This window comes from Catenulispora sp. GP43, assembly GCF_041260665.1.
GTDB lineage: Bacteria > Actinomycetota > Actinomycetes > Streptomycetales > Catenulisporaceae > Catenulispora.
Genome location: NZ_JBGCCT010000044.1, coordinates 36,808 through 60,953 on the forward strand (window position 1 = coordinate 36,808; position 24,146 = coordinate 60,953).

Here is a 24,146-nt window from a genome sequence, read left to right on the forward strand (position 1 = left end):
GGGGCCTGTCACTGTGGAAGAGACATGCTGCGAGTGTCCGACATGTCATCAGTGGACCCTGACTAGTACAGGGAGGGAACTATGCCCGCCGCTCTCACAAGCCCGGACACGGGACCGATAGCAGGCTCCCGAGCCCACCCGCCGCCGCTGCCCCCGATGGGCTCCGGCGGCCACCGCCGCGGCCCGGCCTCCCGCTCCGCCCGCGACCTGTTCGAGCAGGCCGGGCACGAGCTGGCCGAGGCGGCGACGTCGTCGCACCCCTACGACCGCTACTGCGGCGCGCATCTGGCGGCCCTGCACGCCTCGGCCGCCGTGGTGACGGCGCGCGCGGTGCCGGCGGCGCCGAACCGCCGCAGGCCGCGCAGCGTCTGGGACCTGCTCTACCGCGAGGCGCCGGAGCTGGCGGACTGGGCGGCGTACTTCGCCTCCGGCGCCACCCGCCGGGCCGCCGCGCAGGCCGGTCTGCCGAACGCGGTGACCGACGCGGAGGCCGCGGAGCTGGTGCGCGAGGCCGAGGTGTACCTCGGGGTGGTCGCGCAGTTGCTGGGGCTGCCGTTCCAGGACGGGCTGCCGCTGGGGACGGGGGAGCACCCGGCGGCCAGTTGAGGGCGGGGCTTCGAGCTCCCGCGAGACGATCCGGGCCCGGCGATCCGCGGCGTGATCACGGCGTGATCCGCGCTCGCTAGGGTCCGGGCCATGGACATGGCGCACGGGGTGGGTCTGCTCGGCGCGGCAGCGGGGGCCGGCGGAGTGGACGCGATCGTCGGCGGCGGGGGACTGATACAGCTGCCCGCGCTGCTGCTGGCGTACCCGGCGCTGCCCGCGGCGGCTGCCCTCGGCACGAACAAGCTCGCCTCGATATCGGGCACCAGCACGGCCGCGGCCACCTATCTGCGCCGGACGAAGGTGGACCGCCGCGTGATGCTCCCCGCCGCCGCGCTGGCGGTGGTGTGCGCGGGATTAGGCGCGGTGTCGGCATCCCGGCTGCCGGCGAGCGTCTTCCGGCCGATCGTCATGGTGCTGCTGGTCTGCGTCGCGGCCTTCGTGGTGTTCCGGCCCTCGTTCGGGGCCGAGCAGGCGGATCTGGACGTGTCGCGGCGCCGCCGCCTGACCACGACCCTGGTGGCCGGCATCGGCATCGGCTTCTACGACGGCATCTTCGGTCCCGGCACGGGGACCTTCCTGATCATCTGCTTCGCCGTGGGCATCGGCACGGAGTTCGTGGCCGGCTCGGCGATGGCCAAGGTGGTCAACGCCGGCACGAACTTCGGCGCCCTGCTGGTGTTCGCGACGCAGGGCCACGTGATGTGGGCGCTCGGCGCGGGCATGGGCGTGTGCAACATCGCCGGCGCACGCGTCGGCGCCCGGCTGGCGATCAAGCGGGGCGCCGGGTTCGTGCGGGGGGTGCTGCTGGTCGTGGTGGCGGCGATGGTGGTGAAGATGGGCTTCGACCAGTTCGGGTAGCCCATGGCGGGGCAGGTGTGCGGCGGACCGGGGCGGGCGCTTCGGCCTCAGCTCCGCAGCCGCAGTCCCGAGGGCGTCGAGCGGAATCCGGCTGCCGCCAGGGCCTGGGCCAGCGCCGAGTCCCGGCCGGCGGACAGCACGTCCTCGCCGTCGGTCTTCGACACCGTCAGCTTGCCGAGCCAGCCGTCGCGCACCGTCAGGGCCAGGGCGTCCACCGCGGGCTGAAGGACCGCCAGGTCCTCGGTCCAGGACAGGAGGGTGCGGCCGCCGCGTTCGACGTACAGCACCAGTTCGCCGTCGACCAGGACCACCAGCGCGCCGGCTTTGCGGCCCGGCTTGTGGCCGGTGGCGGGGGTGCCGTCGTCGCCGACGGGGCGTGCGGGCCAGGGGAGGGCGGCGCCGTAGGCGTTCGCGGGGTCGGTGGCCGCCAGGACGAGGGCGCCGATGCGTTCGGAGTCCTTCTTGGGCCGACGGGGGGTGTACTCGTGGGGCGTGCCCATCAGCTTGTGCACGCTCTCGTCGATGAGGGCGCCGGTGGTCTCGTGCTCCCGGTTCTCCAGTGCCTCCAGGGCCGCCGCCAGGGAGCGGAGGCGGTCCACCGCGCCGTCGGCGGCGAACTGGGCTGCTCCGAGGCCTTCGACGAAGTAGCCGCGGCGGGCCCGGCCCGCCTCCTCGTACGCCGACAGCACCGAGTACACACCCGCGTAGCCGCCCGGGATGCGTTCGGCCATCACCGAGCCGCGCGTCACCACGCCATAGCGGTCCATCAGGACCTCGCCGAGCAGGTGCGCCCGGCGGGTCGGGTCGACGATGCGCGGGGCGAGGCGGGACCAGCGGCCGGCGGCGGAGGGGCTGACCGCGGCCGACGCGTTCTGGTCGGCCACCACCGCGGCGACGCCGAAGCGCGCGTAGCGGCCGCGCGGGGTCGGGCGGCGGGCTTTGTGGGCGCTCTTGCCGGAGCCGAGCAGGCCCCGCAGCGGTGCGAGCGTGTCGTTGGTGACGTAGCCGGCCCACAGCAGGTCCCAGAGTCCTGACAGCACCTCCGAGGAGGTGAAGCCGTCGCCGACCCGCGCCGTGATCCCGCGCAGGAACAGCGCCGCGTCTTCGCCGAGCGCCTCCAGGATCGCCTCGTGCACCGGGCCCGGGTCCAGGGCCTCGGAGGGTTCGGGCAGCAGAAGCGGCGCGAGCTCCGCCGGGCAGAGCGTCACCCAGCCGTCGTCGCCGGCCAGCGAGCCGGCGCCGGCCCACACCACCTCGCCGGAGGAGGTCAGCTCGTCGAGCATGGTCGGGGAGTAATCCGCGATCCGCGACGGCAGGATCAGGCGCTCCAGCGCGGAGGCCGGGACCACGGCGCCGGCCAGCTGCTCCACGACGCGCAGCACGCCGTCCGTCCCGCGCAGCGGCGAAGCCGCGGCCCGGCCCACCGACTGCCAGGCCGGCAGCAGCATCGCCAGCGTGCGCGGCGGGACCGGCTCGGCCTCCTTGCGCAGCGCGGCCATGGTCCGGCGGCGCACCCGGCGCAGCACCTCGGCGTCGCACCACTCGGTACCGCTGCCGCCCGGGCGGAACTCGCCGGACAGCACGCGGCCGGCGGCCGCCAGGCGTTCCAGGGCGGCGATCACCGAGGACGCCGGGATGCCGAAGCGGGCGGCCGGTTCGATGGCGTTGAACGGGCCGTGGGTGCGGGCGTAGCGGGCCACCAGGTCGCCGAGCGGGTCGGCCACGACGGCCGTGAACGCCTCGGGGATCCCCACCGGCAGCGGCACGCCCAAGGCGTCCTGCAGGCGCCCCGCGTCCTCGATCGCGGCCCAGCGCTCCTCGCCGGCGATGCGGACCCTGATGACCCGGCGCGCGCCCTCCAGGCCGACCAGCCACGGCGCCTGGACGCCGCGGGCCGCCGCCTCCGCGGTGGACAGCGGTCCGAGCAGGCGCAGCAGGTCGGCGGCGTCCTCGGCGTCGCGGGCGTGCCGGGAGGGCGTCAGGTACTGCAGCTCCTCTTCCAGCGCCGTGAGGATGTCCGGGTCCAGCAGGTCCCGCAGGCCGGTCTGGCCCAGCAGCTCGGCCAGCAGCGCCGGGTCCAGGGACAGCGCCGCGGCGCGGCGCTCGGCCAGCGGGGAGTCGCCCTCGTACATGAACTGCGCGATGTAGCCGAACAGCAGGGAGCGCGCGAAGGGCGAGGGCTGCGCGGTCTCCACCTCGACGATGCGGACCTTGCGGGCCTCGATGTCCCGGCACAGCTCGATCAGCCCCGGGACGTCGTACACGTCCTGCAGCACCTCGCGCACCGCCTCCAGCACGATCGGGAAGCTCGCGTGCTTGGCCGCCACCGCCAGCAGCTGCGCCGAGCGCTGGCGCTGCTGCCACAGGGGCGTGCGCTTGCCGGGGCGCGTGCGCGGCAGAAGGAGCGCGCGCCCGGCGCACTCGCGGAAGCGGGAGGCGAACAGGGCCGAGCCGCCGATCTCGCCGGTGACGATCTCCTCGATCTCGTCCGAGCCGAACAGCAGACCCAGCGTCTCGGTACTGGGGTCGGCCGCGTCGGTGTCCGGCAGGCGCAGCACGATGCCGTCGTCGGCGTGCATCACCTGCGCGTCCAGGCCGTAGCGCTCGCGCAGCCGGGTGCCGATGGCCAGCGCCCAGGGGGCGTGCACCTGCGCGCCGAACGGGGAGTGGATCAGCACCTTCCAGTCGCCGAGCTCGTCGCGGGTGCGCTCGACCACGATGGTGCGGTCGTCCGGGACGCGGCCGGTGGCCTGCTTCTGCTCGCGCAGGTAGGACAGCAGGTTGTCGGCGGCCCAGTCGTCCAGGCCGGACTCCTTCAGCCGGGTCTTCGAGGCGTCCTCGTCGGCCTTGCCCAGCTCGCGCAGGAAGCCGCCGAGGGCGCGGCCCAGCTCCAGCGGGCGGCCCAGCGCGTCGCCGTGCCAGAACGGCAGCTTGCCCGGCATCCCCGGGGCGGGGGAGACCAGGACGCGGTCGTGCGTGATGTCCTCGATCCGCCAGGAGGACGAGCCCAGCGTGAACACGTCGCCGACCCGCGACTCGTAGACCATCTCCTCGTCCAGCTCGCCGACCCGCTTGGCGCCCTCCTTGGCGCCGGCCAGGAAGACGCCGAAGTAGCCGCGGTCCGGGATGGTGCCGCCGGAGGTGACGGCCAGCCGCTGCGCGCCCGGGCGCGCCGACAGCTTGCCCTCGACGCGGTCCCAGACGATGCGCGGCTTCAGCTCGGCGAACTCGTCCGAGGGATAGCGGCCGGAGAGCAGGTCGAGCACTGATTCGTAGGCCGAGTCCGGCAGCGCGGCGAACGGCATCGCGCGGCGGATCAGGGCGATGAGGTCGGCCGCCGGCCAGTCCTCGACCGCGACCATCGCGATGATGTGCTGGGCCAGCACGTCCAGCGGGTTGCGCACCACCTTCAGCGCCTCGATGGAGCCGGCCGCCATCCGCTCGGCCACCACCGCCGACTGCACCAGGTCGCCCCGGTACTTGGGGAAGATCACCCCGCGCGAGACCGCGCCGACCTGGTGCCCGGCGCGCCCGACCCGCTGCAGGCCGGCGGCCACCGACGGCGGCGACTCCACCTGCACCACCAGGTCCACCGCGCCCATGTCGATGCCCAGCTCCAGGCTGGAGGTGGCGACCACGGCCGGCAGGTTCCCGGCCTTCAACGCCTCCTCGATGTCGGCGCGCTGCTCCTTGGACACCGAGCCGTGGTGCGCCCGGGCCAGGACCGGCGGGGCGCCGGAGACCTGCCCGGCCTGGGCCATCATTTCGGCTGGTGAGGAGGTGCTGAGCAGCTGCTTCGTGCTCAGCGGCTCGTCGAGCCCGTCGCGCTCGCCGGCCACGCCGCCGTTGGTCCGCTCCCAGTGCGCCTCGTTCAGCTTGCCGGTCAGCCGCTCGGCCAGCCGCCGGGAGTTGGTGAAGACGATGGTCGAGCGGTGCCGCTCGATCAGGTCCGCCACGGCGGCCTCGACGTGCGGCCACACCGAGGCCTGCCGCCGCCCGGTCTGGTCGGCGGCGACCAGCTCGCCGTCGTCGGTGTCCAGCGCGCCCATGTCCTCGACCGGCACCGACACCCGGATGTCGAAGCTCTTGGCGATCTTCGGCGCGACGATCCGCACCGGATGCGGCCCGCCGAGGAACTGCGCCACGGTCTCGGCCGGCCGCACGGTCGCCGACAGGCCGATCCGCCGCGCCGGACGCTCCAGCAACGCGTCCAGCCGCTCCAGCGAGACGGCCAGGTGCGAGCCGCGCTTGGTCCCGGCGACCGCGTGCACCTCGTCGACGATCACCGTCTCGACGCCGCGCAGCGACTCACGGGCCGCCGAGGTGAGGATCAGGAACAGCGACTCGGGGGTGGTGATCAGGATGTCCGAGGGCTTGGTCATGAACTTGCGCCGCTGGTCGGCCGGGGTGTCGCCGGAGCGCACCGCGATGTCCACCTCCGGCTCGGGCAGGCCCAGGCGCGCGGCGGCCTGCTTCAGCCCGGCCAGCGGCGCGCGCAGGTTGCGCTCGACGTCCACGGCCAGCGCCTTCAGCGGCGAGACGTACAGGACACGGCAGCGGCGCTTGGGCTCGCTCGGGGGCGGGCCGAAGGCCAGGCGGTCCAGGGCGGCCAGGAAGGCGGCGAGCGTCTTGCCGGACCCGGTCGGCGCCACGACCAGGGCGTTCTTCTCCTCGGCGAGCGCGTTCCAGGCCCCGGCCTGGGCGCTCGTGGGCTCGGCGAAGGCAGCCGTGAACCAGGCCTTGGTGGCTGGATGGAAGTGATCCAGGGCTGCCGACCCAGCCGTTCGGTGAGGTACTGCCATAAGATCCATGGTGCCTTGTGGGTCTGACAGACTGTGACCCATGCGGTCAGGGACGATGCGGCTTCAGGACTTCTGGGAGCGGATGCGGGAGGAGTTCGGGCCGCTGGCCGATTCGTTCTCGCGGGACCACGTGATGAGCGAGCTGGGCGGGCGCACCGTGATGGAGGCGCTGCGGGACGGCGTGGAAGTCAAGGACGTCTGGGGCGCCGTCGCCAAGGACCGGGATCTGCCCTTCTTCTAGCTGTTGGGCCCGGCGCCTCAAGGCGCCTCAAGGCGCCTCAAGGATGGGTGTCGGTGACCGCGATGACCTCGTCCAGCCGGTGCAGCGCGGCCTGGAGCTGCTCGACGCGGTCGCGGATGCGGTCGCGCTCGGCGCGCAGCATGCGGCGCTGCCCCTCGTCGGTGTGGCCGGCGTCGTGGCAGGTCAGCAGTTCGGCGATGTTCTTGCTGGTCAGCCCGGCGGCGTACATCTGCTGGAAGAAGCGGACCAGCTCGACGGCGGTGTCCGGGTACTGGCGCTGGCCGGATGGGCTGCGTTCCGGGATCAGCAGCCCCTGTTCTTCGTAGTAGCGCAACGCCCGGACGCTGACGCCCGAGCGCGTCGCCAGTTCGCCGATCCGCATCTGTCCCGCCTCCGGCCGAGTTCGGACTTGCCTCTCACGTCAACGTGAGGTTTTAGCGTACCCGGCATGGAGATCAACGGATCGATCGCACTCGTCACCGGCGCCAACCGCGGGCTCGGCCGCGCCTTCACCGCGCACCTGCTCGACCGCGGTGCCGCCAAGGTCTACGCCGCCGCGCGCCGGCCCGCGGACATGAGCCTGGACGGCCTGGACGCGGACCGCGTCGTACGCCTCGCCCTGGACGTCACCGACCCCGACGCGGTGCGCCGCGCCGCCGAGCAGGCGCCGGACGTCACCCTGCTGGTCAACAACGCGGGGTCCAACACCTGGCAGGACCTGGTGGCCGGGGACCTGGACCGGATCAGGCTGGAGCTGGAGACCCACCTGTTCGGGTCCCTGCACATGGTCCGGGCGTTCGCCCCGGCGCTGGGGGGCAACGGCGGCGGCGCGGTGGTGAACGTCCTGTCGGCGATGTCCTGGTTCGCCCATCCCGGCGCCAACGCCTACCACGTCGCCAAGGCCGCGGCGTGGGCGATGGCCAACGGCGTCCGCCTCGAACTGGCCGGCCAGGGCACCCTGGTCACCGCCGTGCACCTGGGCCTGGCCGACACCGACATGAGCGCCGGGTTCGACAGTGAGAAGCTGCCGCCGCTCGAGGTCGCCCGCGCCGCGCTGGACGGGGTCGAGGCCGGCGCCTGGGAGGTGCTTGTGGACGAGTGGAGCCGCTCGGTCAAGGCCTCGCTCGCCGCGGACCCCCATCCCTTCTACGAAGCGCTCGCGGCGGCCACGTTCTGACCCGGTTCCGACCCGGGACTGACTCGCTGCCCTGAGTCGCCCGGCCGGAATCGTCAGGTCCGCAGCCGGAACGCCGCTTCCGGCGGGTAAGGATCCCCGCTACGTTCCACGTGTGACCGCAGCCGATTCCCGAATATCGCCCGCATCGCCTGACCTCGCCGGACGTGCGGCGGCTGTCCAGCGCCGCACTGTCCGCGTCCTCATCGGCAGCCAGATCCTCGGCGGCATCGGCTCCTCGACCGGGTTCTCGCTGTCCACGCTGCTGGCCAAGGAGATCACCGGGAACGCCGGACTGGCCGGGCTGACCGGCACCTTCTCCTCGCTCGGCGCGGCCTGCGCCTCCGTTCCGCTCTCGCGGGTCATGGCGGCCCGGGGCAGGCGGCCCGGCCTGGTTCTGGGCTACGGGGCCGCGGTCGTCGGGACGGTGGTCATCGTCCTGGCCGCGCGGCTGCACAGCTATCCGCTGCTGCTCGGCGGCATGGCGCTGTTCGGATCGGCGTCGGCGGTCAACCTGCAGGCCCGGTACGCCGGCACCGACCTGGCGCCGGCCGAGCGGCGCGGCCGGTCGCTGTCGATGGTGATCTGGGCGGTGACCGTCGGGTCCATCCTCGGGCCGAACCTCGGGCACCCGGCGGAGGGGACGGCGCGGGCGCTCGGGCTGCCGCCGCTGGCCGGGGCGTTCCTGTGGTCGGGGTTCGCGCTGTGCGGGGCCGCGCTCGTGCTCGGGCTGTTGCTGCGTCCTGATCCGTTGCTGGTGGCCCGGGAACTGCGCGGGGACGATATGGCGGCGCCGAAGCGGCTGACGCTGAAGGAGTCCTTCGCGGTGATCGGCGAATCGCCGCGGGCGGTGCTGGCGATCGCGGTCGTGGCCGTCTCGCACACCGTCATGGTCTCGGTGATGTCGATGACGCCGGTGCACATGAACTCCGACGGGATGTCGGTGACGGTGATCGGGCTGGTGTTGTCGGTCCACATCACCGGGATGTACGCCTTCTCGCCGCTGGTCGGGTACGCGGTGGACCGGATCGGGCGGGTCCCGGTGCTCGGCGCCGGACTCGCGGTGCTGGCCGCGGCGTGCCTGGTGGTCGGGTCGGCGCCGATGGGGTCGCGGGCGTACATGGTCGTCGGGTTGCTGCTGCTGGGGATCGGGTGGTCCTGCGGGGTGGTGGCCGGCTCGACGCTGCTCACCGAGTCCACGCCGGACCGGGTGCGGCCGTCGGTGCAGGGGGCCAGCGACTTCGTGATGCAGGGTTCTTCGGCCGGGGGCGCGGCACTGGCCGGACTGGTGGTCGGGACGCTGGGGTATTCGTGGCTGGCCGGGCTGGCGGTCGCGCTGCTGGCGCCGGTCGCGGTGCTCGTGGCGGTGACGGCGGTGCGGCGGCCCGGGGCCGGGGTCGCGGCGCCGGACAACATTCCGGGGCGTTCCGTACAAGAAGACGCGGCGCCCCAGGTACCGTGAGAGACGGTCAGAGCCTCGGGACGCGGGCCGAGTCAGTTTTTGTCAGTGGCGTCCTCTACGTTCAAGACCGTCAGACGTGAAGTACCGGAGAAACAGAGGCAGGCACCCATGGCGGCAACGACCACCGACCGCGAGAAGGCGCTCGACGCCGCCCTCGCTCAGATCGAGCGCAACTTCGGCAAGGGCTCGGTGATGCGCCTGGGCGCGCGCTCGGCGCAGCCGATCGACATCATCCCCACCGGCTCGATCGCCCTGGACGTGGCCCTGGGCATCGGCGGGCTGCCGCGCGGCCGGGTCGTGGAGATCTACGGCCCGGAGTCCTCCGGCAAGACGACGGTCGCGCTGCACGTGGTCGCCAACGCCCAGAAGAACGGCGGGCAGGCCGCGTTCATCGACGCCGAGCACGCGCTGGACCCGGAGTACGCCAAGAACATCGGCGTGGACACCGACGCGCTGCTGATCTCCCAGCCGGACACCGGCGAGCAGGCGCTGGAGATCGCCGACACCCTGATCCGCTCCGGCGCGCTGGACATCATCGTCATCGACTCGGTCGCGGCCCTGGTGCCCAAGGCCGAGATCGAGGGCGAGATGGGCGACTCGCACGTGGGCCTGCAGGCCCGCCTGATGAGCCAGGCGCTCCGCAAGCTGACCGGCGTGATCAGCCAGACCAACACCACGGTGATCTTCATCAACCAGCTGCGTGAGAAGGTCGGCGTGATGTTCGGCTCGCCGGAGACCACCACCGGCGGGCGCGCGCTGAAGTTCTATGCCTCGGTCCGCCTGGACATCCGGCGCATCGAGACGCTGAAGGACGGCACGGAGGCGGTCGCGAACCGCACCCGCGTCAAGGTCGTGAAGAACAAGGTCGCCCCGCCGTTCAAGCAGGCGGAGTTCGACGTGGTCTTCGGCGTCGGCATCTCCCGCGAGGGCTCGCTGATCGACATGGGCGTCGAGCACGGCTTCGTGAAGAAGGCGGGCGCCTGGTTCACGTACTCCGAGGGGCAGCTGGGCCAGGGCCGCGAGAACGCCCGCCGGTTCCTGAAGGAGAACCCGGACGTCGCCGACGGGCTGGAGAAGCTGATCAAGGAGAAGCTGGGGATCGGCCCGAAGGTCGACGAGCCGGCGGACACGGCGGCGGCTTCGGCGGCCCCGGCGGCCGCGGCCGACGGCGCGGCGGCGCCCGAGGAGGCGGCGGCCAAGCCGGCCAAGACCACGCGGGCGCGCAAGACCGCCGCGGCCGCGGCCGGTGCGGAGGAGTAGTAGGTGAGTGCCGGTTGGGGCCGGTTCCAGGACGAGGGAGCCGGTCCCGACTGGTTGGCCGCGCCGGGGGAGGACCCGGTGCCGGACCGGGCCGCGGCCGGCGGGGACGCCCCGGAGGGGAAGTCCGGAGCGGGCTCGTGGGGCGGCCGGTCCGGTGCCGGCGATGGTGCTGGTGACGGTGCGCCGGGCTGGGCCGCGGCGAGCGGGTCCGGCGATGCCGATGGTGCGCCGGGCTGGGCCGCGCCTGCCGAGCCCGGGGCGGATTCCGCGCCGAGCGGCTGGGCCTCGCTGACCGACGCGCCGGGCAGCCGGAGTGCGGCGCCGAAGCGGGCCGGCCAGCAGCGGAAGTCGTCGGGCGGCTTCGGCGACGACCGCCGCGGGGGCTCGGCCTCGGCCTCCGCCTCAGCGAAGAAGAGCGCCGCCAAGAAGACCTCCGGCGGCTGGACGTCGCGCCGCAAGGACCGCGACCCCGCCGACGCCGACAAGCCCAAGCCGCCGCCCTCGCGCGAGAAGCTCGAGCAGCGCGCGAAGAACATCCTGATGTACCACCTCGGCCGGCAGATGCAGACCCGCTCGCAGCTGGCCGACCGGCTCCGCAAGAAGGAGATCCCGGACGACATCGCCGAGGCGGCGCTCGACCGGTTCGAGGAACTGCACCTCCTCAACGACACCGACTACGCCGAGACTTTCGTCCGCTCCCGCCACAACGAGCGCGGACTGGCCAAGCGCGCCCTCGGCTACGAACTGCGCAAGCGCGGCATCGACGACGAGACCGCCGCCGAGGCCCTGTCGACCCTCGACGAGGACCAGGAGGCCACCACCGCGCGCCGACTTGTCGACTCACGGCTGCGCGGCACCAAGGGGCTGGACCCGCAGGTCCGCACCCGGCGGCTGGTCGGCATGCTCGCACGCAAGGGCTACTCCTCCTCGATCGCTTTCCGGGTGGTGAAGGAGGCGCTCGCCGAGGAAGGGCTGGACGTCGAGCTCGGGGATCCCGGCTTCGACTGACGCCCGCGCCCGCCGCCGCAGCACCACCGCCACAGCCACCGCCGCACCCGCCCGCAGCAGCGCCACAGCGGCGCCCGACAGCGCCACACCGCCCCCGCGAGCCCGTCGCCTACCCCACGCCACCGCACGGCGCGCCGCTTCGCCCGAACACCACCCCATCCGGTGTTTTCATCGGCTTTTCCCGGCGACACCAACGGTTGTCGACCACACTCCTCCTTGACCGTATTGTTACCTCGCCCTAACCTCGCACTCAGTGAGGGATCATCGAAGGATCACTCAAGCGCGCTGGGAGCGAACTAAATGGTCGGCCTGTTGATCGCGATCGCAGCGGTGGTCGCGGCGTGTGTCGGCCTGCTCGTGGGTCTGAACGTCGGCGGCTCCCGCCGGATCAACAATCTCAAGAAGAGCGCGTACCAGGACTTCGACAAGCAGGTCGCCGAGCTGGCCCAGCGTGCCCAGGCGCGGGAGGGCGAGCACGCCGCCGCGGTCGTGGCCGCCCAGCGTGACCTGGCCGCCGTGCACCGGGAGGCCGCCGAGTCGCGCAAGCAGGCCGACGCGCAGGCCGTGCAGATCCGGGAGCAGGCCGCCGCCGCGGCCACCGTCGAGATGGACCGGGCCCGCCGGATCCGGGACGAGGCCGAGGCCGAGACCCGGGTGCTCAAGGACGACATCCGCGAGCTGCGCCTGGACCTGGAGCGGCGGGAGGCGCGGCAGGCCGAGCGCGAGGAGCGGTTGGACGCCGACCTGCGGCGGACCGCCGACAAGGAGCGGGAGCTGTCCGCCGCCGACGCCGAGCTGGAGCGCAAGCGGGCGGAGCTGGCCACGCTGGAGGACGAGCGGCGCGCCGTCCTGGAGCGGGCCGCCGCGCTGTCCGCCGCCGAGGCCAAGGCCGAGCTGGTGAAGTCGATCGAGAACCAGGCCAAGCGCGAGGCCGCGGTGCTCATCCGGCAGATCGAGCAGGAGGCCAGGGACGAGGGCGACAAGCGGGCCCGCAAGACCGTGGCCCTGGCCATCCAGCGGGTGGCCAGCGAGCAGACCGCCGAGTCCGTGGTCTCCGTGCTGCACCTGCCCAGCGACGACATGAAGGGCCGGATCATCGGGCGCGAGGGCCGCAACATCCGGGCCTACGAGTCGATCACCGGCGTCAACCTGATCATCGACGACTCGCCCGAGGCGGTGCTGCTGTCCTGCTTCGACCCGGTGCGCCGGGAGGTCGGCCGGCTGACGCTGGAGGAGCTGGTCCTGGACGGCCGGATCCATCCGCACCGCATCGAGGAGATCTACGAGCGGTCCAAGGCCAAGGTCGAGACGCTGTGCGTACGCGCCGGCGAGGACGCGCTGATGGAGCTCGGCATCACCGACATGCACCCGGAGCTGATCGCCCTGCTCGGCAAGCTCCGCTACCGCACCTCCTACGGCCAGAACGTGCTCAAGCACCTCGTGGAGTCCGCGCACCTGGCCTCGATCATGGCCTCCGAGCTGCGGCTGGACCCGGTGCTGCTCAAGCGGTGCACGGTGCTGCACGACATCGGCAAGGCCCTGACCCACGAGGTCGAGGGCAGCCACGCGCTGATCGGTGCCGAGATCGCCCGCAAGTACGGCGAGCACGACGACGTCGTCCACGCCATCGAGGCGCACCACAACGAGGTCGAGGTCCGCACCGTGGAGGCGGTGCTGACGCAGGCCGCCGACGCCATCAGCGGCGGCCGCCCCGGCGCGCGCCGCGAGTCGCTGGAGGCCTACGTCAAGCGCCTGGAGCGGCTGGAGCAGATCGCCGCCGAGCAGGAGGGCGTGGAGAAGGTCTTCGCCATGCAGGCCGGCCGCGAGATCCGGGTGATGGTCGTCCCCGACGCCGTCGACGACATCCAGGCGCAGGTCATCGCCCGGGACATCGCCAAGCAGGTCGAGGAGGAGCTGACCTACCCGGGGCAGATCCGGATCACCGTGGTGCGTGAGTCCCGCGCTACTGAGTACGCACGCTGACGTTCCTCGGCGCCCTGTTCCGCCAGACCCACCGCGCGAAGAACGCCAACGCGACCGCTATCGCCGCCAGCACGATCAGGTACACCGGGATCCCGAGGAACTTCAGCAGTTCCTCCTGGTCGTAGGTGCTGTGCTGCACCCAGTCGGAGGCCGCCGGCGCGAAGGCGTAGTCCTGCGTGATCAGCGAGGGCTCCGAGAAGTACCCGTCGTACACGGTCAGGAACATCCGCCCGGCCGCCAGGCTCGCCAGCGCCGGCCTGACCGCCGAGGGGTCGATCCAGTCCCCGAACGTCGAGGGCGTCTGCTGTCCGGCGATCGGCGAGCTCGTGACGTCCATCCGGTGCGGCGCCAGCACCGACACCTCGACGTCCTGCGGCGTCGTCGCGCCGGCCGACAGCCGCATCGGGTACACGGCGGTCTTGGCCGGGAACGTCAGGCTGATCGGGTCCAGGACCCCGTTCAGGTCCGCCGTGCTGCCGGTGGCCAGCCGCACGGCCACGAACTTCCAGCCCTGGCTCGTATAGGCGGCCAGCCGGGTCGCGGTGCTGTCCTTCAGGGTGAAGCCGTGCTGGTTCAGCCAGCCGCCCAGCGCCGCCGGGTCGGCCGAGGCCAGGTTCGCGACCTCGAACTCGCCGATCCGCTGGTCGCTGAGCACCTGCACGGCCGGCGGCGGCGCCGCGGTCAGCGCGCCCCCGCCCACCGCCTCGCCGCCGGACGAGTCGCCGCCGAGGTGCGGCCAGAAGTAGTGGTGCACGGCGGGCACCGGTGCCTCGGCGCCGTTCAGGTCGGCGAACACGTCCTGGTCCGCCAGCTTCACCGTGGCCTGGGCCGGCACCGGCATCACCCACGCGGCGTCGGTCACGTCGCTGCGGGTGGAGAACCGCATGACGACGTCCTCCGTGGTCCCGTCGAACCGCACCACGGCCTGCTCGCGCGCGACGCTCATCGTGCCGCCCGAGCCCGGGATCATCGCCCCGCACCCGCACGCCCACGCCGGATCGGCCACCCAGACCGCCTGCAGTCCGCCCGCGGCCAGTGCGAGCGTCAGAGTTTTGGCCACCCACCTGCGCATTCTGATTCCCCTCCCGAAAACGAACCGTCCTCCGGCGAGGCTATGACGCGCTCGCCGGAGGACGGGTTCCCGTGCTCCCACCACGGATTGGTAACGGCCGGACCGGCTACCGCTCGCGGCCTGGGGCCAGCAGCCGCACCGCCACCGCGGCGACCGCCAGCACCACCGCGAGCCCGATCAGCGTCAGGTGCATCCCGCGGGCGAAGTCGCCGCCGGCCACCAGGGCGCCGGCCACCGCCACCGCCAGCGCGCCGCCGACCTGCCGGGAGGTGTTCACGATGCCGGCCGCGGTCCCCGCGCGCTCGGCCGGGACGCTGCCCATCACCATGATGGTCAGGGCCGGGACCACGAAGGATCCGGCGAAGGAGACCGGGATCAGCAGCAGGACCAGCAGCCAGGCCGGCTGGTCGGGGCGGACCGCCAGCAGCAGGAGCATCGCGCCGGCGGTGCCGGCCAGGCCGATCGTCATCGACGCCCGGGCGCCGATCCGGGCCACCATGCGGGCCGCCACCGTCACGTTCACCACCGACACCACCGCGGTGATCGGGGCGAACAGCAGGCCGGTGACGGTCGGGGACTTGTGCGCCACCTGCTGGAAGTACAGGCTGAGCAGGAAGATCACGCCGTAGAAGGCGGCGTTGACAGTGAACCCGGCGGCGGCGGCCAGGGACATGGCGCGGGACTTGAACAGCGTCAGCGGCACCATCGGCCGCTCCTGCCGGGATTCGGCCAGGGCGAAGACCACCGTGGCCAGCGCCGCCGCCGCGAACGAGGCCAGCACCGGTGCGGTGCCGAAGCCCTTCGAGCCGCCCTCGATGAAGCCGTAGGTCAGGCCGGCCAGCGCCACCACCGAGGACACCAGGCCGAGGACGTCGAAGTGGGCGCGCGTGGCGGTCGCGGCCTGGGCGAGCTGGGCGAGCTTGGGCGTGCCGGCCAGCAGGGCCAGTGCCGCGGCCCCGGCCGGCAGGTTCAGGAAGAAGATCCAGCGCCAGTCCACGGCGGCGGTGATCAGCCCGCCGGCCACCGGCCCGGCCGCGGCGGCGGCCGAGCCGGCCGCGGTCCACAGCGCGATCGCCCGGTTGCGCGCCGCCGGGTCCGGGAATGCCTGGCGGATCAGCGCCAGTGAGGCCGGCAGCATCAGCGCGGCGGCGGCGCCCTGTACCAGCCGAGCGGTGATCAGCAGCCCCAGCGAGGGGGCCAGCCCGCACGCCGCGGAGGAGAGCGTGAACCCGATCAGCCCGAAGCCGTAGGCGGCCTTGGCACCGATCCGGTCACTCAGCGCGCCGGCGGAGAGCATCAGGGCGGCGAAGGCCAGCGTGTAGCCGTCTATCACCCACTGCGCGCCGGCCAGCCCGCCGGCCAGGCTGCGGTTGATCGCCGGCAGCGCCACGTTGACGACCATGGCGTCCAGGCCGACCAGGAAGAAGCCGAAGACGGAGGCCGCCAGGACGCGGCGGCTTTGCGCACTGCTCAGCGCGGCGGCGGCGGTGCTGGTGGCCCGCGGCCGGGTGGCGGTCAGAGCTGTCATGCCGGTAACGATCGCGGTCCGCCGCACCGCCATACAGACCGCGCCGAACCGGGGAGTGCGGTGCCGGGGTGCGACACACCCCCTCACATCCGGCGCGGTGCCTCTACGCTGGCGGTATGACGAATGGCTCGGAGTTGGGGATCTTCCTGAAGGCGCGGCGCGCCGCGGTCCGGCCGGAGGAAGTGGGCCTGCCCACCGGGACGAGCGTCCGGCGCACGCCGGGCCTGCGGCGCGAGGAGGTCGCGATCCTGGCCGGCGTCAGCGTCGACTACTACACCCGCCTGGAGCGCGGCAAGGAGACCAACCCGAGCCCGGCCGTCGTCGACGCGCTGGCCCGGATCCTGCGGCTGAGCCCGGACGAGCACCAGCACCTGCGCGACCTCGGCGAGATCGCCGCCCGGCCGGCCCGCAAGACCGAACAGCGGCAGTCCCGCACCCGCACGGTGCGTCAGGGCCCGATGATCCTCATGGAGCAGCTGCGTCCCAACCCGGTCTACATCGTCAGCCGGACCAACGACGTGCTGGCCGCGAATCCCGCGGGCCTGGCGCTGTTCCCGGGACTGGCGGGCTGGCCGGCCGGGCAGCGCAACATCACCCGCTACCTGTTCCTGAGCCCGATGGCCAAGCAGCTGTACCCGGAGTGGGAGAAGCTGGTCCCGACCTCCGTGGCCTACCTGCGGGCCCGCGCCGGCGCCGACCCCGACGACCCGGATCTGGTGCGCCTCATCGGCGAACTCGTCGTGAAGAGCCCGGAGTTCGCCCGGCTCTGGGAGCGCTACGAGGTGCGCAACGTCAGCGGGGGCACCAAGCTGTTCGACCACCCCGACGTCGGCCCGATGGCCCTGGACTACGAGGCCATGGAGCTGGCCAACACCGGCGGCCAGCGCATGATCGCCTACTACACGCTGCCCGGCACCGCCGACCGCGACGCCGTCACCCTGCTGGACATGATCGGCTCAGGACTGCTCGCCGCGGGCGTCGACGGACTTCAGCAGTTCGTTCAGCCCGCCGATGGACAGCTTGTGGAAACCGGGGACGGGACCGGGGTGGCCGGCGAGCATGAGGGCTGACCGGACGGTCATCCGCACTATCCGCATCGCCGCGTAGAACAGGTACAGGGCCAGCGGGATCTCGGCGAACGCCGCCGAGAGCACCGAGGCCGTCTCGTCCGGGGTGCCCCAGTCCAGCGAGATGTCGAACCACGCGTCGCACAGCAGCAGGGTCGCGGTGAAGACGCAGGCGATCACCGTGTACTGACGCCGGCTCCAGGCGCCCCAGCACGTGATGAAGAGCCCGAGCAGCAGCAGGCTGTCGAAGCCGACCCAGGCGGCGTTCCAGGCGTTCTCCGGATGCTGGTCGGGCAGCACCAGCGCCAGGTAGACGATCCACGGCACGAGCACCACGAACCCGCCGGTGACGACGGTCAGGAACAGCTGGCGCATGTGCCGCAGTTGGGCGTTCTTCAGCGTCGGCAGGCCGGCTGCCGCGAGTTCGTCCTGATCCACGATCTCGATGGTCGCACGGCTCTGGTAACGGATGGGTCACGGAATGGAACCGGACACGCTGCCGCGCGTCTTCCCAGCAGAGGCGACAATGGTTACGGGAGGACCCTGAGATGGCTGGTCGTGGACGCAAGACGTGGGCCCGGGCCGCACTGTGCGCGGCCGCACTGGCGACTCCGCTGGCGGTGAGCGGGTGTCAGAGCTCGACGAACGCGGCGGGGTCCGGCCCGGCCGCGGTCGGCACGTCGAGCAGCCCGGCGGGGGGAACCTCCGCGTCCTCGGGCGCTCCGGGCGGCGGCTCGTCCGCATCGAGCCCGACCTCGGCGAGCTCCGCGCCGACGGCGCCGGTCGCGCTGAACGCCACCGGCGGCACCGGCCTGACCGTCTCCGACGGCGGCGACAAGGTCCTGATGAACGGCAAGGCGGTCGACTTCGGGACGAAGGTGAACGACCCGGCCTGGTCCCCGGACGGCAGCCGCGTGGCCTTCATCGACGGCGGCGGGAACCTGGTGGTGGCGAACGCCGACGGCACCGGCCGCACCGAGGCGGCCCGCAACCCCGGCGACCAGACCTGGACGCACCCCACCTGGCGGACCACGCAGGCCGACACAAAGGACAACCTGCCGGCCCGGAACAACATCTTCTTCGCCTCGACCGCCGGCGGCGGCACGCTGTGGGAGGTCCCGACGGACGCCCACGACGCGAAGCCCACGCAGCTCACCCTCGGCGGCTACCCGGGCGAGGGGAACACCCCGCCGCCCACCGACGGCAACGTCTGGCCTGCCGGCGGCGGCCGCTACGGCAGCGCGGTGTACGAGCATGACAACGGGTCCTCCGCCGACGTCTACATCCGTGACGACTACCTGCGCCAGCAGGGCGGCGTGGCGATCAAGAACGCGTCCGAGCCGAGCTACGTGCTGGTCGGGGGCTCCGCGAACAGCCAGGGCACGCCGGAGGTCGTGTTCGTCCGCAAGGTCGGCGCGTACCAGCACGTGTTCGTGGAACCCGTCCAGACCAGCACCGGAGGCGGCGACGCCGCGCCCCGCGACCTGACCCCGCACGCCACCACCGACTGCACCGACCCTGCCATCTCCCTGGACGGGAAGACTGTCGCGTTCTCCACGTCCTCCGGCGTCGTGTCCGTCGCCGCCGACGGGTCCGGCGCGCCGGCGTTCGTGACGCACGCGCCGGGCTTCCCGGCGTTCCGGGCGGCTTCCTGACCGACGGCGGCAGTCAGGACCGCCACCACGGTTCGCGGACCACGAGGTCGTCGACCTTCTCGCAGCCCTGCGCGTTGGCGACCTCGTCATGGTCCAGGTCCCAGCCGACGATCCCGTCGCCCATCCGGGTCAGCTCGATCAGCGTGTTCGACTGCTCGGTCCGGCCGAGCTGCACCTGGCACTTCACCAGCGAGGACCAGGACCGGCCGTCCAGGGCCACCGCGAACGCCGCGACCGGCAGCGCGACCACGGCCAGCAGGGTCGCGGCCGTCCGCTCGGCCGTGATGAGCCGGTGCTGCCACGGTGCCAGCTTCTGCGAGCGCTCCCGCCGGCCGCGGTGGCCGGTCCGGTACTCGACCACCACGCCCTGCCGCAGCAGCCAGGCCAGCACGGCGGTGGCCACGCCCCAGCGCCAGTCGAAGAACACGGTCATCAGCAGGCCGAAGGCCAGCGGGCTGATCAGCGACATGGCGGTGGCCACCAGCAGGGTGCGGGTGCCGCCGCCGTGCGGCAGGCCGCCGCGGGCGGCCATGGCCAGGAACGTCATGCGCGCGGTCACCAGCGCCAGGATCATGGCCAGCACCGCGCTGCCGCGCACCATGCCCAACAGCACGTCCAGCCAGTTCTTCGGCTCCAGGGCGACCAGCACGTCCCAGGCCGCGTCGCCGCCGCCGACGGTCCAGGCCACCTTCAGGATCGGGAACACCAGGACCACCGCGAGGACCACGGTGTGTCCGGGGCCGCCCCAGCTGTCTTCGTTCTTCGCCTTCTCGACCACGGACTTCATTGGGCAGGGTCCTGACACCCGGCGGCCAATCGGTTGCTCCGAACGGGAACAGAACCATCGGGCGCCCCGGACCCGTCTGGCAGGGGTGTGAGGCATTCGGACAAGGAAAGCGACGACGCCGGCTTCGCGGAGTTCGTGGCCGCCAACACGGCCCGCCTGGTGCATCTGGCGGAGCTGCTGACCGGCAGCCCGCAGGACGCTCCCGACCTGGTGCAGTCGGCGCTGATCAAGGTGTATCCGCGCTGGTCGCGGATCGAGGCCGACGACCCCACCGGCTACCTCCGCCGCGTGATGATCAACCAGCAGAACGACTGGTGGCGGCGAAAGCGGCACAGGGAGGTCAGCCTGTCGGCCGGCGGGCTGCCGGACCGCGCGGCCGCCGGGGACCTGGCCGCGGAGCAGGCCCGGCGCGACGTCGTGCTCGGCGCGCTGTCCGGGCTGACCCGGCGCGAGCGGCAGGTGGTGGTGCTGCGGTTCTACTGCGACCTGACCGAGCCGGCCATCGCGGCCGAGGCCGGGATCGCGGTCGGGACCGTGAAGAGCACCTTGGCGCGGGCCCTGACCCGCCTGAGGGCCATGCCCGCGCTGGCGCTGGCGCGTGTCGACTGACACGGCGGCGCGAAGCGGCGGGTACCGATTGATGAGGAAGGAGAATCAGGAATGGAAGACGGTTTCGAGGAACACCTCACCGGGCTGATGGACTACCGGACCGAGCCGTCGGCGCCGGTGTCGGTGGCCGGGGTGCGGGCCGGGGCCCGCCGGCGCGCCCGGATGCGGACGGCCGGCGCGGCCGGCAGCGCGCTGGCCGTCGTGGCGGTCGGGGTGGGGGTCGCGGCGCTCACCGGTTCGGGCGGGCACGGGGCCGCGGCCGGTCCGGGGCTGTCGGCCGGGGCCGGGGGCGGGGTGACGCCGGCGGCGGTGTCCAGCCCGCCGAGTACGAGCCCGAGCCCGGGCACGGCCACGAGCGCGAGCCCGACCGGGTCGCAGCCCGGGACGACGGTCCGGGTGGCATCGGGGACGACGATCGCGGTGACGGACGGCTTCTCGGTCCGGGTGACCGACACCGAGGCCTGCTACACCGCATCTCGGCAGTTCTCGGGCCTTCCGGCCGCCATCCCGGACTCGCCGGGCTGCCTCAGCACCTTCGACCCGGCCCTCAGGCGGGGGCCCGGCGCCCCGGCCGATCTCAGCGTGGTGACGATTCCCCGGGGCGGAGGGCTCATGGCGATGTTCCAGGGCCCTGAGATCCCGGTGCGTGCCGAAGTCCTGATGCTCGGCAAGCGGTATCCCGCGACGCTGGTCTCGACACCGGGGATGAAGGACTGGATCGCGCTGTACGCGCTCCTGCCGCCCGAGCCGGCGGACATGACCGGTTCCCCGGGCCTCGTGGCCTACGACGCGTCCGGCAAGGTGCTCGCCCAGCACGCGGACAGGGAGACCCCGATCCCCACCAAGTCCGGCAACGGCAAGTAGCTCCGCCGGACGTTCGGGGACAGCGGGCCGCCGGGATCATCCAAGGATCCCGGCGGCCCTCCTTTGTTCAGGCTGGACTGCGCACCCATGGTTGCGAAGTCCAGCCTTTCTATCTATCGTGGGGGCCGTGCCCGAGCCTGCCGACGACCTTCATGACGACCTTCATGGCGAGGCGCTGCGCGCCGCCAGGGAGATCTTCGTCGTGGTCGGCCGCCTACGCCGCCGCCTCGGCGCGCTCCCCGGCGACGCCGGTCTGACGCCGGCGCAGGCCTCGGTGCTCACCCGACTGACCAAGGTGCCCTCCGCGACCGTCGGCGAGCTGGCCGGGGCCGAGCAGGTCTCCCACCAGGCGACGGTCAAAACCGTCGCGGCGCTGGAGCAGGCCGGCCTGGTCCGCCGCGACCCCGACCCCACCGACGGCCGCCGCCAGCTCATCAGCCTCACCGAGACCGGCCGGACGCGTGCGTACGGCGCGCGTCAGGCGCGGCAGGAGTGGATGGCCCGCGCGCTGGTCGAGCACGGCACCCCGGAGGAGATCCGCGCCGTCCTCATCGCGGCCGAACTGCTCGGCAAGGTCTCCGACACCCCCTGAAGTCCCCAAGGAAAGGCACTCCCGTGGCCATCACCACCATCGACCCGAAGACCGCGCTGGTCGTCATCGACCTGCAGAACGGCATCACCGCCATGCCCGGCGCGCCGGTCCCGACCTCCGACGTCATCAAGAACTCCGTGGAGCTGGCGCAGGCCTTCCGCGAGCGCGGCCTGCCGGTCGTGCTGGTCAACGTCACCTTCGCCGCGGACGGCGCGGACGGCCTGCCCGGGCGCACCGACCAGGGCGCGGCCGGCCGGCAGTTCCCCGAGGGCTGGGACCGGATCATCGCCGACCTCGACGGCCACGACGCCGACATCCGGGTCACCAAGCGCAACTGGTCCGCCTTCTACGGCACCGACCTCGACCTGCACCTGCGCCGCCGCGGCGTCACGCAGATCGTCCTGACCGGCATCGCGACCAGCATCGGCGTGGAGTCCACGGCGCGCTTCGCGCACGAGCACGGCTACCACGTCACGATCGCCACAGACGCGGTCACCGACGCCGCCGCCGACGCGCACCAGAACAGCGTGGAGCGCATCTTCCCGCGCCTGGCCGAGAACGGGACCACGGCGGAGATCCTCGCCGCGCTGCCGGCCGCCGGCTGAGCAATGTGCGCCGCTCCCGTCACCTCGCCCAGAATGAGAACGAGAGGTGACGGGAGTTCTGTGCGACGGCCTCGGCGGACTGGAGGAGGCGGCGGCGATGAGCGGCAGGATCAAGCACCCGATCTTCGCTCGGATCTATGCGAAGTGCGCCGGTCCCTGCCTGGAGAGGGCCGGCATCGGCGTGCACCGGGACCGGCTGCTGGCCGGGCTGAGCGGTGAGGTCGTCGAGGTCGGCGCGGGCAACGGCCTGAACTTCACGCGCTATCCGGGGACGGTGCGGCACGTGGCCGCCGTCGAGCCGGAGCCGGACCTGCGCGCGCTGGCCGAGCAGGCGGCGCGCTCCGCGTCCGTGCCGGTGGAGGTAGTCGAGGGCCGCGCCGAGGCGCTGCCGTTCCCCGACGAGTCCTTCGACGCGGCGGTGGCGTGCCTGGTGCTGTGTTCGGTGACGGACCAGAGCGTCGCGCTCGCCGAGATCAGCAGGGTGCTGCGACCCGGCGGCACGCTGCGCTTCTTCGAGCACGTCCGGAGCGACTTCGCCGGCATGCGCGGCGTGCAGCGCGCCCTGGACGCCACGATCTGGCCGCTGGCCGCCGGCGGCTGCCACACCGCCCGCGACACCGGCACCGCGATCGCCGCCGCCGGCTTCGCCGTCACCGAGCTGGACTGCTTCGAGTTCCCCCGGACCCGGATCCCGTTGCCGATCCAGACGCACATCCTCGGCGCGGCGACCCGGCCGTCAGCCGACCGCGGCTAGCGCCTCCTCGGGAGCCTCGGTCGGCGCCGCCCGCCGCGTGAACAGCGACACCAGCACCGAGCCGGCGGTCAGCACGACGCCGAACCATACCGCGCTGGAGACCCCCGACTGGTCCGCGAACACCCCGCCGACTAGCGCACCGAGCGCGATCGAGACGTTGAATCCCAGCGTATTGATGGACATCGCGGCCTCGAACCGGTCCGGCGCGCAGGCCAGCACCAGGTTGATCTGGCACAGGTTCGACGCGCCGAACGCCAGGCCCCACACCGCCGCCGCGACCAGCGCCCCGGCGCGCGAGTGGCCCAGGGCCAGCAGCGCCAGCAGCGACACCACGAGGGCCGCGCGGGCCACGAGGTAGGTGCCCCGCGGATTCCTCTTGACCAGCTGCTCGGCGCCGAAGTTCCCGATCGCGCCGCCGGCGCCGAACACCACCAGCAGACCGGTGATGAAGGCCGAGGAGGCGTGCGCGTTCTTCTCCATGAAGGGCCGGACGAAGGTGTACGCGCTGTAGTGCCCGAGCACGTACAGCACCACCGTGACCATCACCTGCCGCAACCGCACGTTGACCCGCGGCAGCTCGAAGACCTCGCGGACCGATACCGCGTTGTCCGAGGGCAGCGACGGGATGGTGAGGGCGACGGCCAGGAACACCAGGGCACTGAGACCGCTCCAGATCAGGAACGTCGTCCGCCAGCTGCTGATGCCGGCCAGGAACGTGCCCAGCGGGATGCCGACGACCGTCGCGATCGAGATGCCGGACAAGGCGATCGACGCCGCGCGGTTCGCGTGCCGCGCCGGCACCAGCCGCATCGCCATGCTCACGCCGATCGCCCAGAACGCGCCGTTGGCGAAGCCCATGATCAGGCGGATCGCCATGACCAGCGCGAAGTCCGGGGCGGCGGCGGTGACCAGGTTGCCCACCGCCAGGATCGCGAGCAGCGCGGTGAGCAGCAGGCGGCGGTTGACGTGCCGGGTCCAGGCGACGATGAACGGCACGCCCAGGCCGGAGGAAACGCCGTACAGGGTGACCATGAGCCCGGCGACGCCCAGCGCCACGTGCAGACTGGAGCTCATCGGGGTGAGCAGGCCGACCGGCATCATCTCGGTGGTGACGAAGGTGAACAGGCTGGCGGTGATGGCCGCGACGCCGAGCCAGGATCTGAGCGGCGAGCGCGCGCCGGGGTGGAGCTGCGAATCGACTGTGGACATGTCTTCCATC

At 72.8% G+C, this 24,146-nt stretch carries 22 protein-coding genes; 15 read left to right on the forward strand and 7 right to left on the reverse strand.

Annotation, left to right across the window (positions count from 1 at the left end):
- Window positions 1-81 precede the first annotated feature (81 nt).
- Window positions 82-606, forward strand: coding sequence for an SAV_6107 family HEPN domain-containing protein (locus ABH926_RS49130; RefSeq protein ID WP_370374309.1), 525 nt, complete (start codon window positions 82-84; stop codon window positions 604-606).
- Window positions 607-696: 90 nt separating this feature from the next.
- Window positions 697-1,464: a TSUP family transporter gene (locus ABH926_RS49135; RefSeq protein ID WP_370374310.1), complete on the forward strand. Its 768-nt coding sequence runs from the start codon at window positions 697-699 to the stop codon at window positions 1,462-1,464.
- A gap of 47 nt (window positions 1,465-1,511) precedes the next feature.
- On the opposite strand, the gene ABH926_RS49140 is transcribed toward ABH926_RS49135, so the two are convergent.
- Window positions 1,512-6,275, reverse strand: coding sequence for an ATP-dependent helicase (locus ABH926_RS49140; RefSeq protein WP_370374311.1), 4,764 nt, complete (start codon window positions 6,273-6,275; stop codon window positions 1,512-1,514).
- Between the two features lie 46 nt (window positions 6,276-6,321).
- Between ABH926_RS49140 and ABH926_RS49145 the strand changes: the two genes are divergently transcribed.
- A complete protein-coding gene (locus tag ABH926_RS49145; RefSeq protein ID WP_370374344.1) occupies window positions 6,322-6,507 on the forward strand; it encodes a DUF3046 domain-containing protein in 186 nt (61 codons plus the stop codon).
- 37 nt (window positions 6,508-6,544) lie between these two features.
- Here ABH926_RS49145 and ABH926_RS49150 read toward each other — a convergent pair whose 3' ends face one another.
- Window positions 6,545-6,889, reverse strand: coding sequence for a MerR family transcriptional regulator (locus ABH926_RS49150; RefSeq protein ID WP_370374312.1), 345 nt, complete (start codon window positions 6,887-6,889; stop codon window positions 6,545-6,547).
- 66 nt (window positions 6,890-6,955) lie between these two features.
- On the opposite strand from ABH926_RS49150, the gene ABH926_RS49155 reads away from it, so the two are divergent.
- The 5 genes from ABH926_RS49155 (at window position 6,956) to rny (ending at window position 13,394) form a co-directional block, all read left to right on the forward strand.
- Window positions 6,956-7,684: an SDR family oxidoreductase gene (locus tag ABH926_RS49155; protein WP_370374313.1), complete on the forward strand. Its 729-nt coding sequence runs from the start codon at window positions 6,956-6,958 to the stop codon at window positions 7,682-7,684.
- Window positions 7,685-7,796: 112 nt separating this feature from the next.
- On the forward strand, window positions 7,797-9,143 hold the full coding sequence (locus tag ABH926_RS49160; protein WP_370374314.1) for an MFS transporter: 1,347 nt from the start codon (window positions 7,797-7,799) through the stop codon (window positions 9,141-9,143).
- Between the two features lie 108 nt (window positions 9,144-9,251).
- On the forward strand, window positions 9,252-10,403 hold the full coding sequence (gene recA, locus ABH926_RS49165; protein WP_370374315.1) for a recombinase RecA: 1,152 nt from the start codon (window positions 9,252-9,254) through the stop codon (window positions 10,401-10,403).
- Between the two features lie 3 nt (window positions 10,404-10,406).
- Complete coding sequence (locus tag ABH926_RS49170; protein ID WP_370374316.1) at window positions 10,407-11,411, forward strand: RecX family transcriptional regulator; 1,005 nt, start codon at window positions 10,407-10,409, stop codon at window positions 11,409-11,411.
- Between the two features lie 300 nt (window positions 11,412-11,711).
- Entirely contained in the window at window positions 11,712-13,394 is a 1,683-nt protein-coding gene (gene rny, locus ABH926_RS49175) for a ribonuclease Y (RefSeq protein WP_370374317.1), read from the forward strand.
- On the opposite strand, the gene ABH926_RS49180 is transcribed toward rny, so the two are convergent.
- A complete protein-coding gene (locus ABH926_RS49180) occupies window positions 13,375-14,454 on the reverse strand; it encodes a DUF2330 domain-containing protein (RefSeq protein ID WP_370374318.1) in 1,080 nt (359 codons plus the stop codon). The genes rny and ABH926_RS49180 overlap by 20 nt on opposite strands.
- A gap of 118 nt (window positions 14,455-14,572) precedes the next feature.
- Window positions 14,573-15,994 (reverse strand): DHA2 family efflux MFS transporter permease subunit, encoded by a 1,422-nt coding sequence (locus tag ABH926_RS49185; protein WP_370374319.1) that lies wholly within the window; start codon window positions 15,992-15,994, stop codon window positions 14,573-14,575.
- 116 nt (window positions 15,995-16,110) lie between these two features.
- On the opposite strand from ABH926_RS49185, the gene ABH926_RS49190 reads away from it, so the two are divergent.
- Window positions 16,111-17,064, forward strand: coding sequence for a helix-turn-helix transcriptional regulator (locus ABH926_RS49190; protein ID WP_370374320.1), 954 nt, complete (start codon window positions 16,111-16,113; stop codon window positions 17,062-17,064).
- Here the strand turns inward: ABH926_RS49190 and ABH926_RS49195 are convergent.
- Entirely contained in the window at window positions 16,951-17,499 is a 549-nt protein-coding gene (locus ABH926_RS49195; protein ID WP_370374321.1) for a hypothetical protein, read from the reverse strand. The two genes, ABH926_RS49190 and ABH926_RS49195, sit on opposite strands and share 114 nt — an antisense overlap.
- Before the next feature lie 110 nt (window positions 17,500-17,609).
- Between ABH926_RS49195 and ABH926_RS49200 the strand changes: the two genes are divergently transcribed.
- Window positions 17,610-18,716: a hypothetical protein gene (locus tag ABH926_RS49200; protein WP_370374322.1), complete on the forward strand. Its 1,107-nt coding sequence runs from the start codon at window positions 17,610-17,612 to the stop codon at window positions 18,714-18,716.
- 13 nt (window positions 18,717-18,729) lie between these two features.
- Here ABH926_RS49200 and ABH926_RS49205 read toward each other — a convergent pair whose 3' ends face one another.
- Window positions 18,730-19,503, reverse strand: a complete 774-nt coding sequence (locus tag ABH926_RS49205; protein ID WP_370374323.1) for a hypothetical protein — start codon at window positions 19,501-19,503, stop codon at window positions 18,730-18,732.
- An 87-nt stretch (window positions 19,504-19,590) separates the two neighbouring features.
- On the opposite strand from ABH926_RS49205, the gene ABH926_RS49210 reads away from it, so the two are divergent.
- The 5 genes from ABH926_RS49210 (at window position 19,591) to ABH926_RS49230 (ending at window position 22,927) form a co-directional block, all read left to right on the forward strand.
- The gene (locus ABH926_RS49210; protein ID WP_370374324.1) at window positions 19,591-20,112 is read left to right on the forward strand and encodes a SigE family RNA polymerase sigma factor; all 522 of its coding nucleotides are present in this window, start codon (window positions 19,591-19,593) and stop codon (window positions 20,110-20,112) included.
- Between the two features lie 51 nt (window positions 20,113-20,163).
- Window positions 20,164-20,976 carry a hypothetical protein gene (locus tag ABH926_RS49215; RefSeq protein WP_370374325.1) on the forward strand — a complete coding sequence of 271 codons (813 nt, stop codon included), beginning with the start codon at window positions 20,164-20,166 and terminating at the stop codon, window positions 20,974-20,976.
- Between the two features lie 127 nt (window positions 20,977-21,103).
- Window positions 21,104-21,568 (forward strand): MarR family winged helix-turn-helix transcriptional regulator, encoded by a 465-nt coding sequence (locus ABH926_RS49220; RefSeq protein WP_370374326.1) that lies wholly within the window; start codon window positions 21,104-21,106, stop codon window positions 21,566-21,568.
- A 23-nt stretch (window positions 21,569-21,591) separates the two neighbouring features.
- Window positions 21,592-22,173: a hydrolase gene (locus ABH926_RS49225; protein WP_370374327.1), complete on the forward strand. Its 582-nt coding sequence runs from the start codon at window positions 21,592-21,594 to the stop codon at window positions 22,171-22,173.
- A 97-nt stretch (window positions 22,174-22,270) separates the two neighbouring features.
- Window positions 22,271-22,927 (forward strand): class I SAM-dependent methyltransferase, encoded by a 657-nt coding sequence (locus ABH926_RS49230; protein WP_370374345.1) that lies wholly within the window; start codon window positions 22,271-22,273, stop codon window positions 22,925-22,927.
- On the opposite strand, the gene ABH926_RS49235 is transcribed toward ABH926_RS49230, so the two are convergent.
- Window positions 22,910-24,136, reverse strand: coding sequence for an MFS transporter (locus ABH926_RS49235; protein ID WP_370374328.1), 1,227 nt, complete (start codon window positions 24,134-24,136; stop codon window positions 22,910-22,912). The two genes, ABH926_RS49230 and ABH926_RS49235, sit on opposite strands and share 18 nt — an antisense overlap.
- Window positions 24,137-24,146: the final 10 nt, after the last annotated feature.

What these genes read in the sequence shown, in the direction of transcription:
- ABH926_RS49130 (WP_370374309.1), top strand. Translation starts at nt 82, where the DNA reads ATGCCCGCCGCTCTCACAAGCCCGGACACGGGACCGATAGCAGGCTCC.
- ABH926_RS49135 (WP_370374310.1), top strand. Translation starts at nt 697, where the DNA reads ATGGACATGGCGCACGGGGTGGGTCTGCTCGGCGCGGCAGCGGGGGCC.
- ABH926_RS49140 (WP_370374311.1), bottom strand. Translation starts at nt 6,275, where the DNA reads ATGGATCTTATGGCAGTACCTCACCGAACGGCTGGGTCGGCAGCCCTG.
- ABH926_RS49145 (WP_370374344.1), top strand. Translation starts at nt 6,322, where the DNA reads ATGCGGCTTCAGGACTTCTGGGAGCGGATGCGGGAGGAGTTCGGGCCG.
- ABH926_RS49150 (WP_370374312.1), bottom strand. Translation starts at nt 6,889, where the DNA reads ATGCGGATCGGCGAACTGGCGACGCGCTCGGGCGTCAGCGTCCGGGCG.
- ABH926_RS49155 (WP_370374313.1), top strand. Translation starts at nt 6,956, where the DNA reads ATGGAGATCAACGGATCGATCGCACTCGTCACCGGCGCCAACCGCGGG.
- recA (WP_370374315.1), top strand. Translation starts at nt 9,252, where the DNA reads ATGGCGGCAACGACCACCGACCGCGAGAAGGCGCTCGACGCCGCCCTC.
- rny (WP_370374317.1), top strand. Translation starts at nt 11,712, where the DNA reads ATGGTCGGCCTGTTGATCGCGATCGCAGCGGTGGTCGCGGCGTGTGTC.
- ABH926_RS49185 (WP_370374319.1), bottom strand. Translation starts at nt 15,994, where the DNA reads ATGACAGCTCTGACCGCCACCCGGCCGCGGGCCACCAGCACCGCCGCC.
- ABH926_RS49190 (WP_370374320.1), top strand. Translation starts at nt 16,111, where the DNA reads ATGACGAATGGCTCGGAGTTGGGGATCTTCCTGAAGGCGCGGCGCGCC.
- ABH926_RS49200 (WP_370374322.1), top strand. Translation starts at nt 17,610, where the DNA reads ATGGCTGGTCGTGGACGCAAGACGTGGGCCCGGGCCGCACTGTGCGCG.
- ABH926_RS49205 (WP_370374323.1), bottom strand. Translation starts at nt 19,503, where the DNA reads ATGAAGTCCGTGGTCGAGAAGGCGAAGAACGAAGACAGCTGGGGCGGC.
- ABH926_RS49215 (WP_370374325.1), top strand. Translation starts at nt 20,164, where the DNA reads ATGGAAGACGGTTTCGAGGAACACCTCACCGGGCTGATGGACTACCGG.
- ABH926_RS49230 (WP_370374345.1), top strand. Translation starts at nt 22,271, where the DNA reads ATGAGCGGCAGGATCAAGCACCCGATCTTCGCTCGGATCTATGCGAAG.
- ABH926_RS49235 (WP_370374328.1), bottom strand. Translation starts at nt 24,136, where the DNA reads ATGTCCACAGTCGATTCGCAGCTCCACCCCGGCGCGCGCTCGCCGCTC.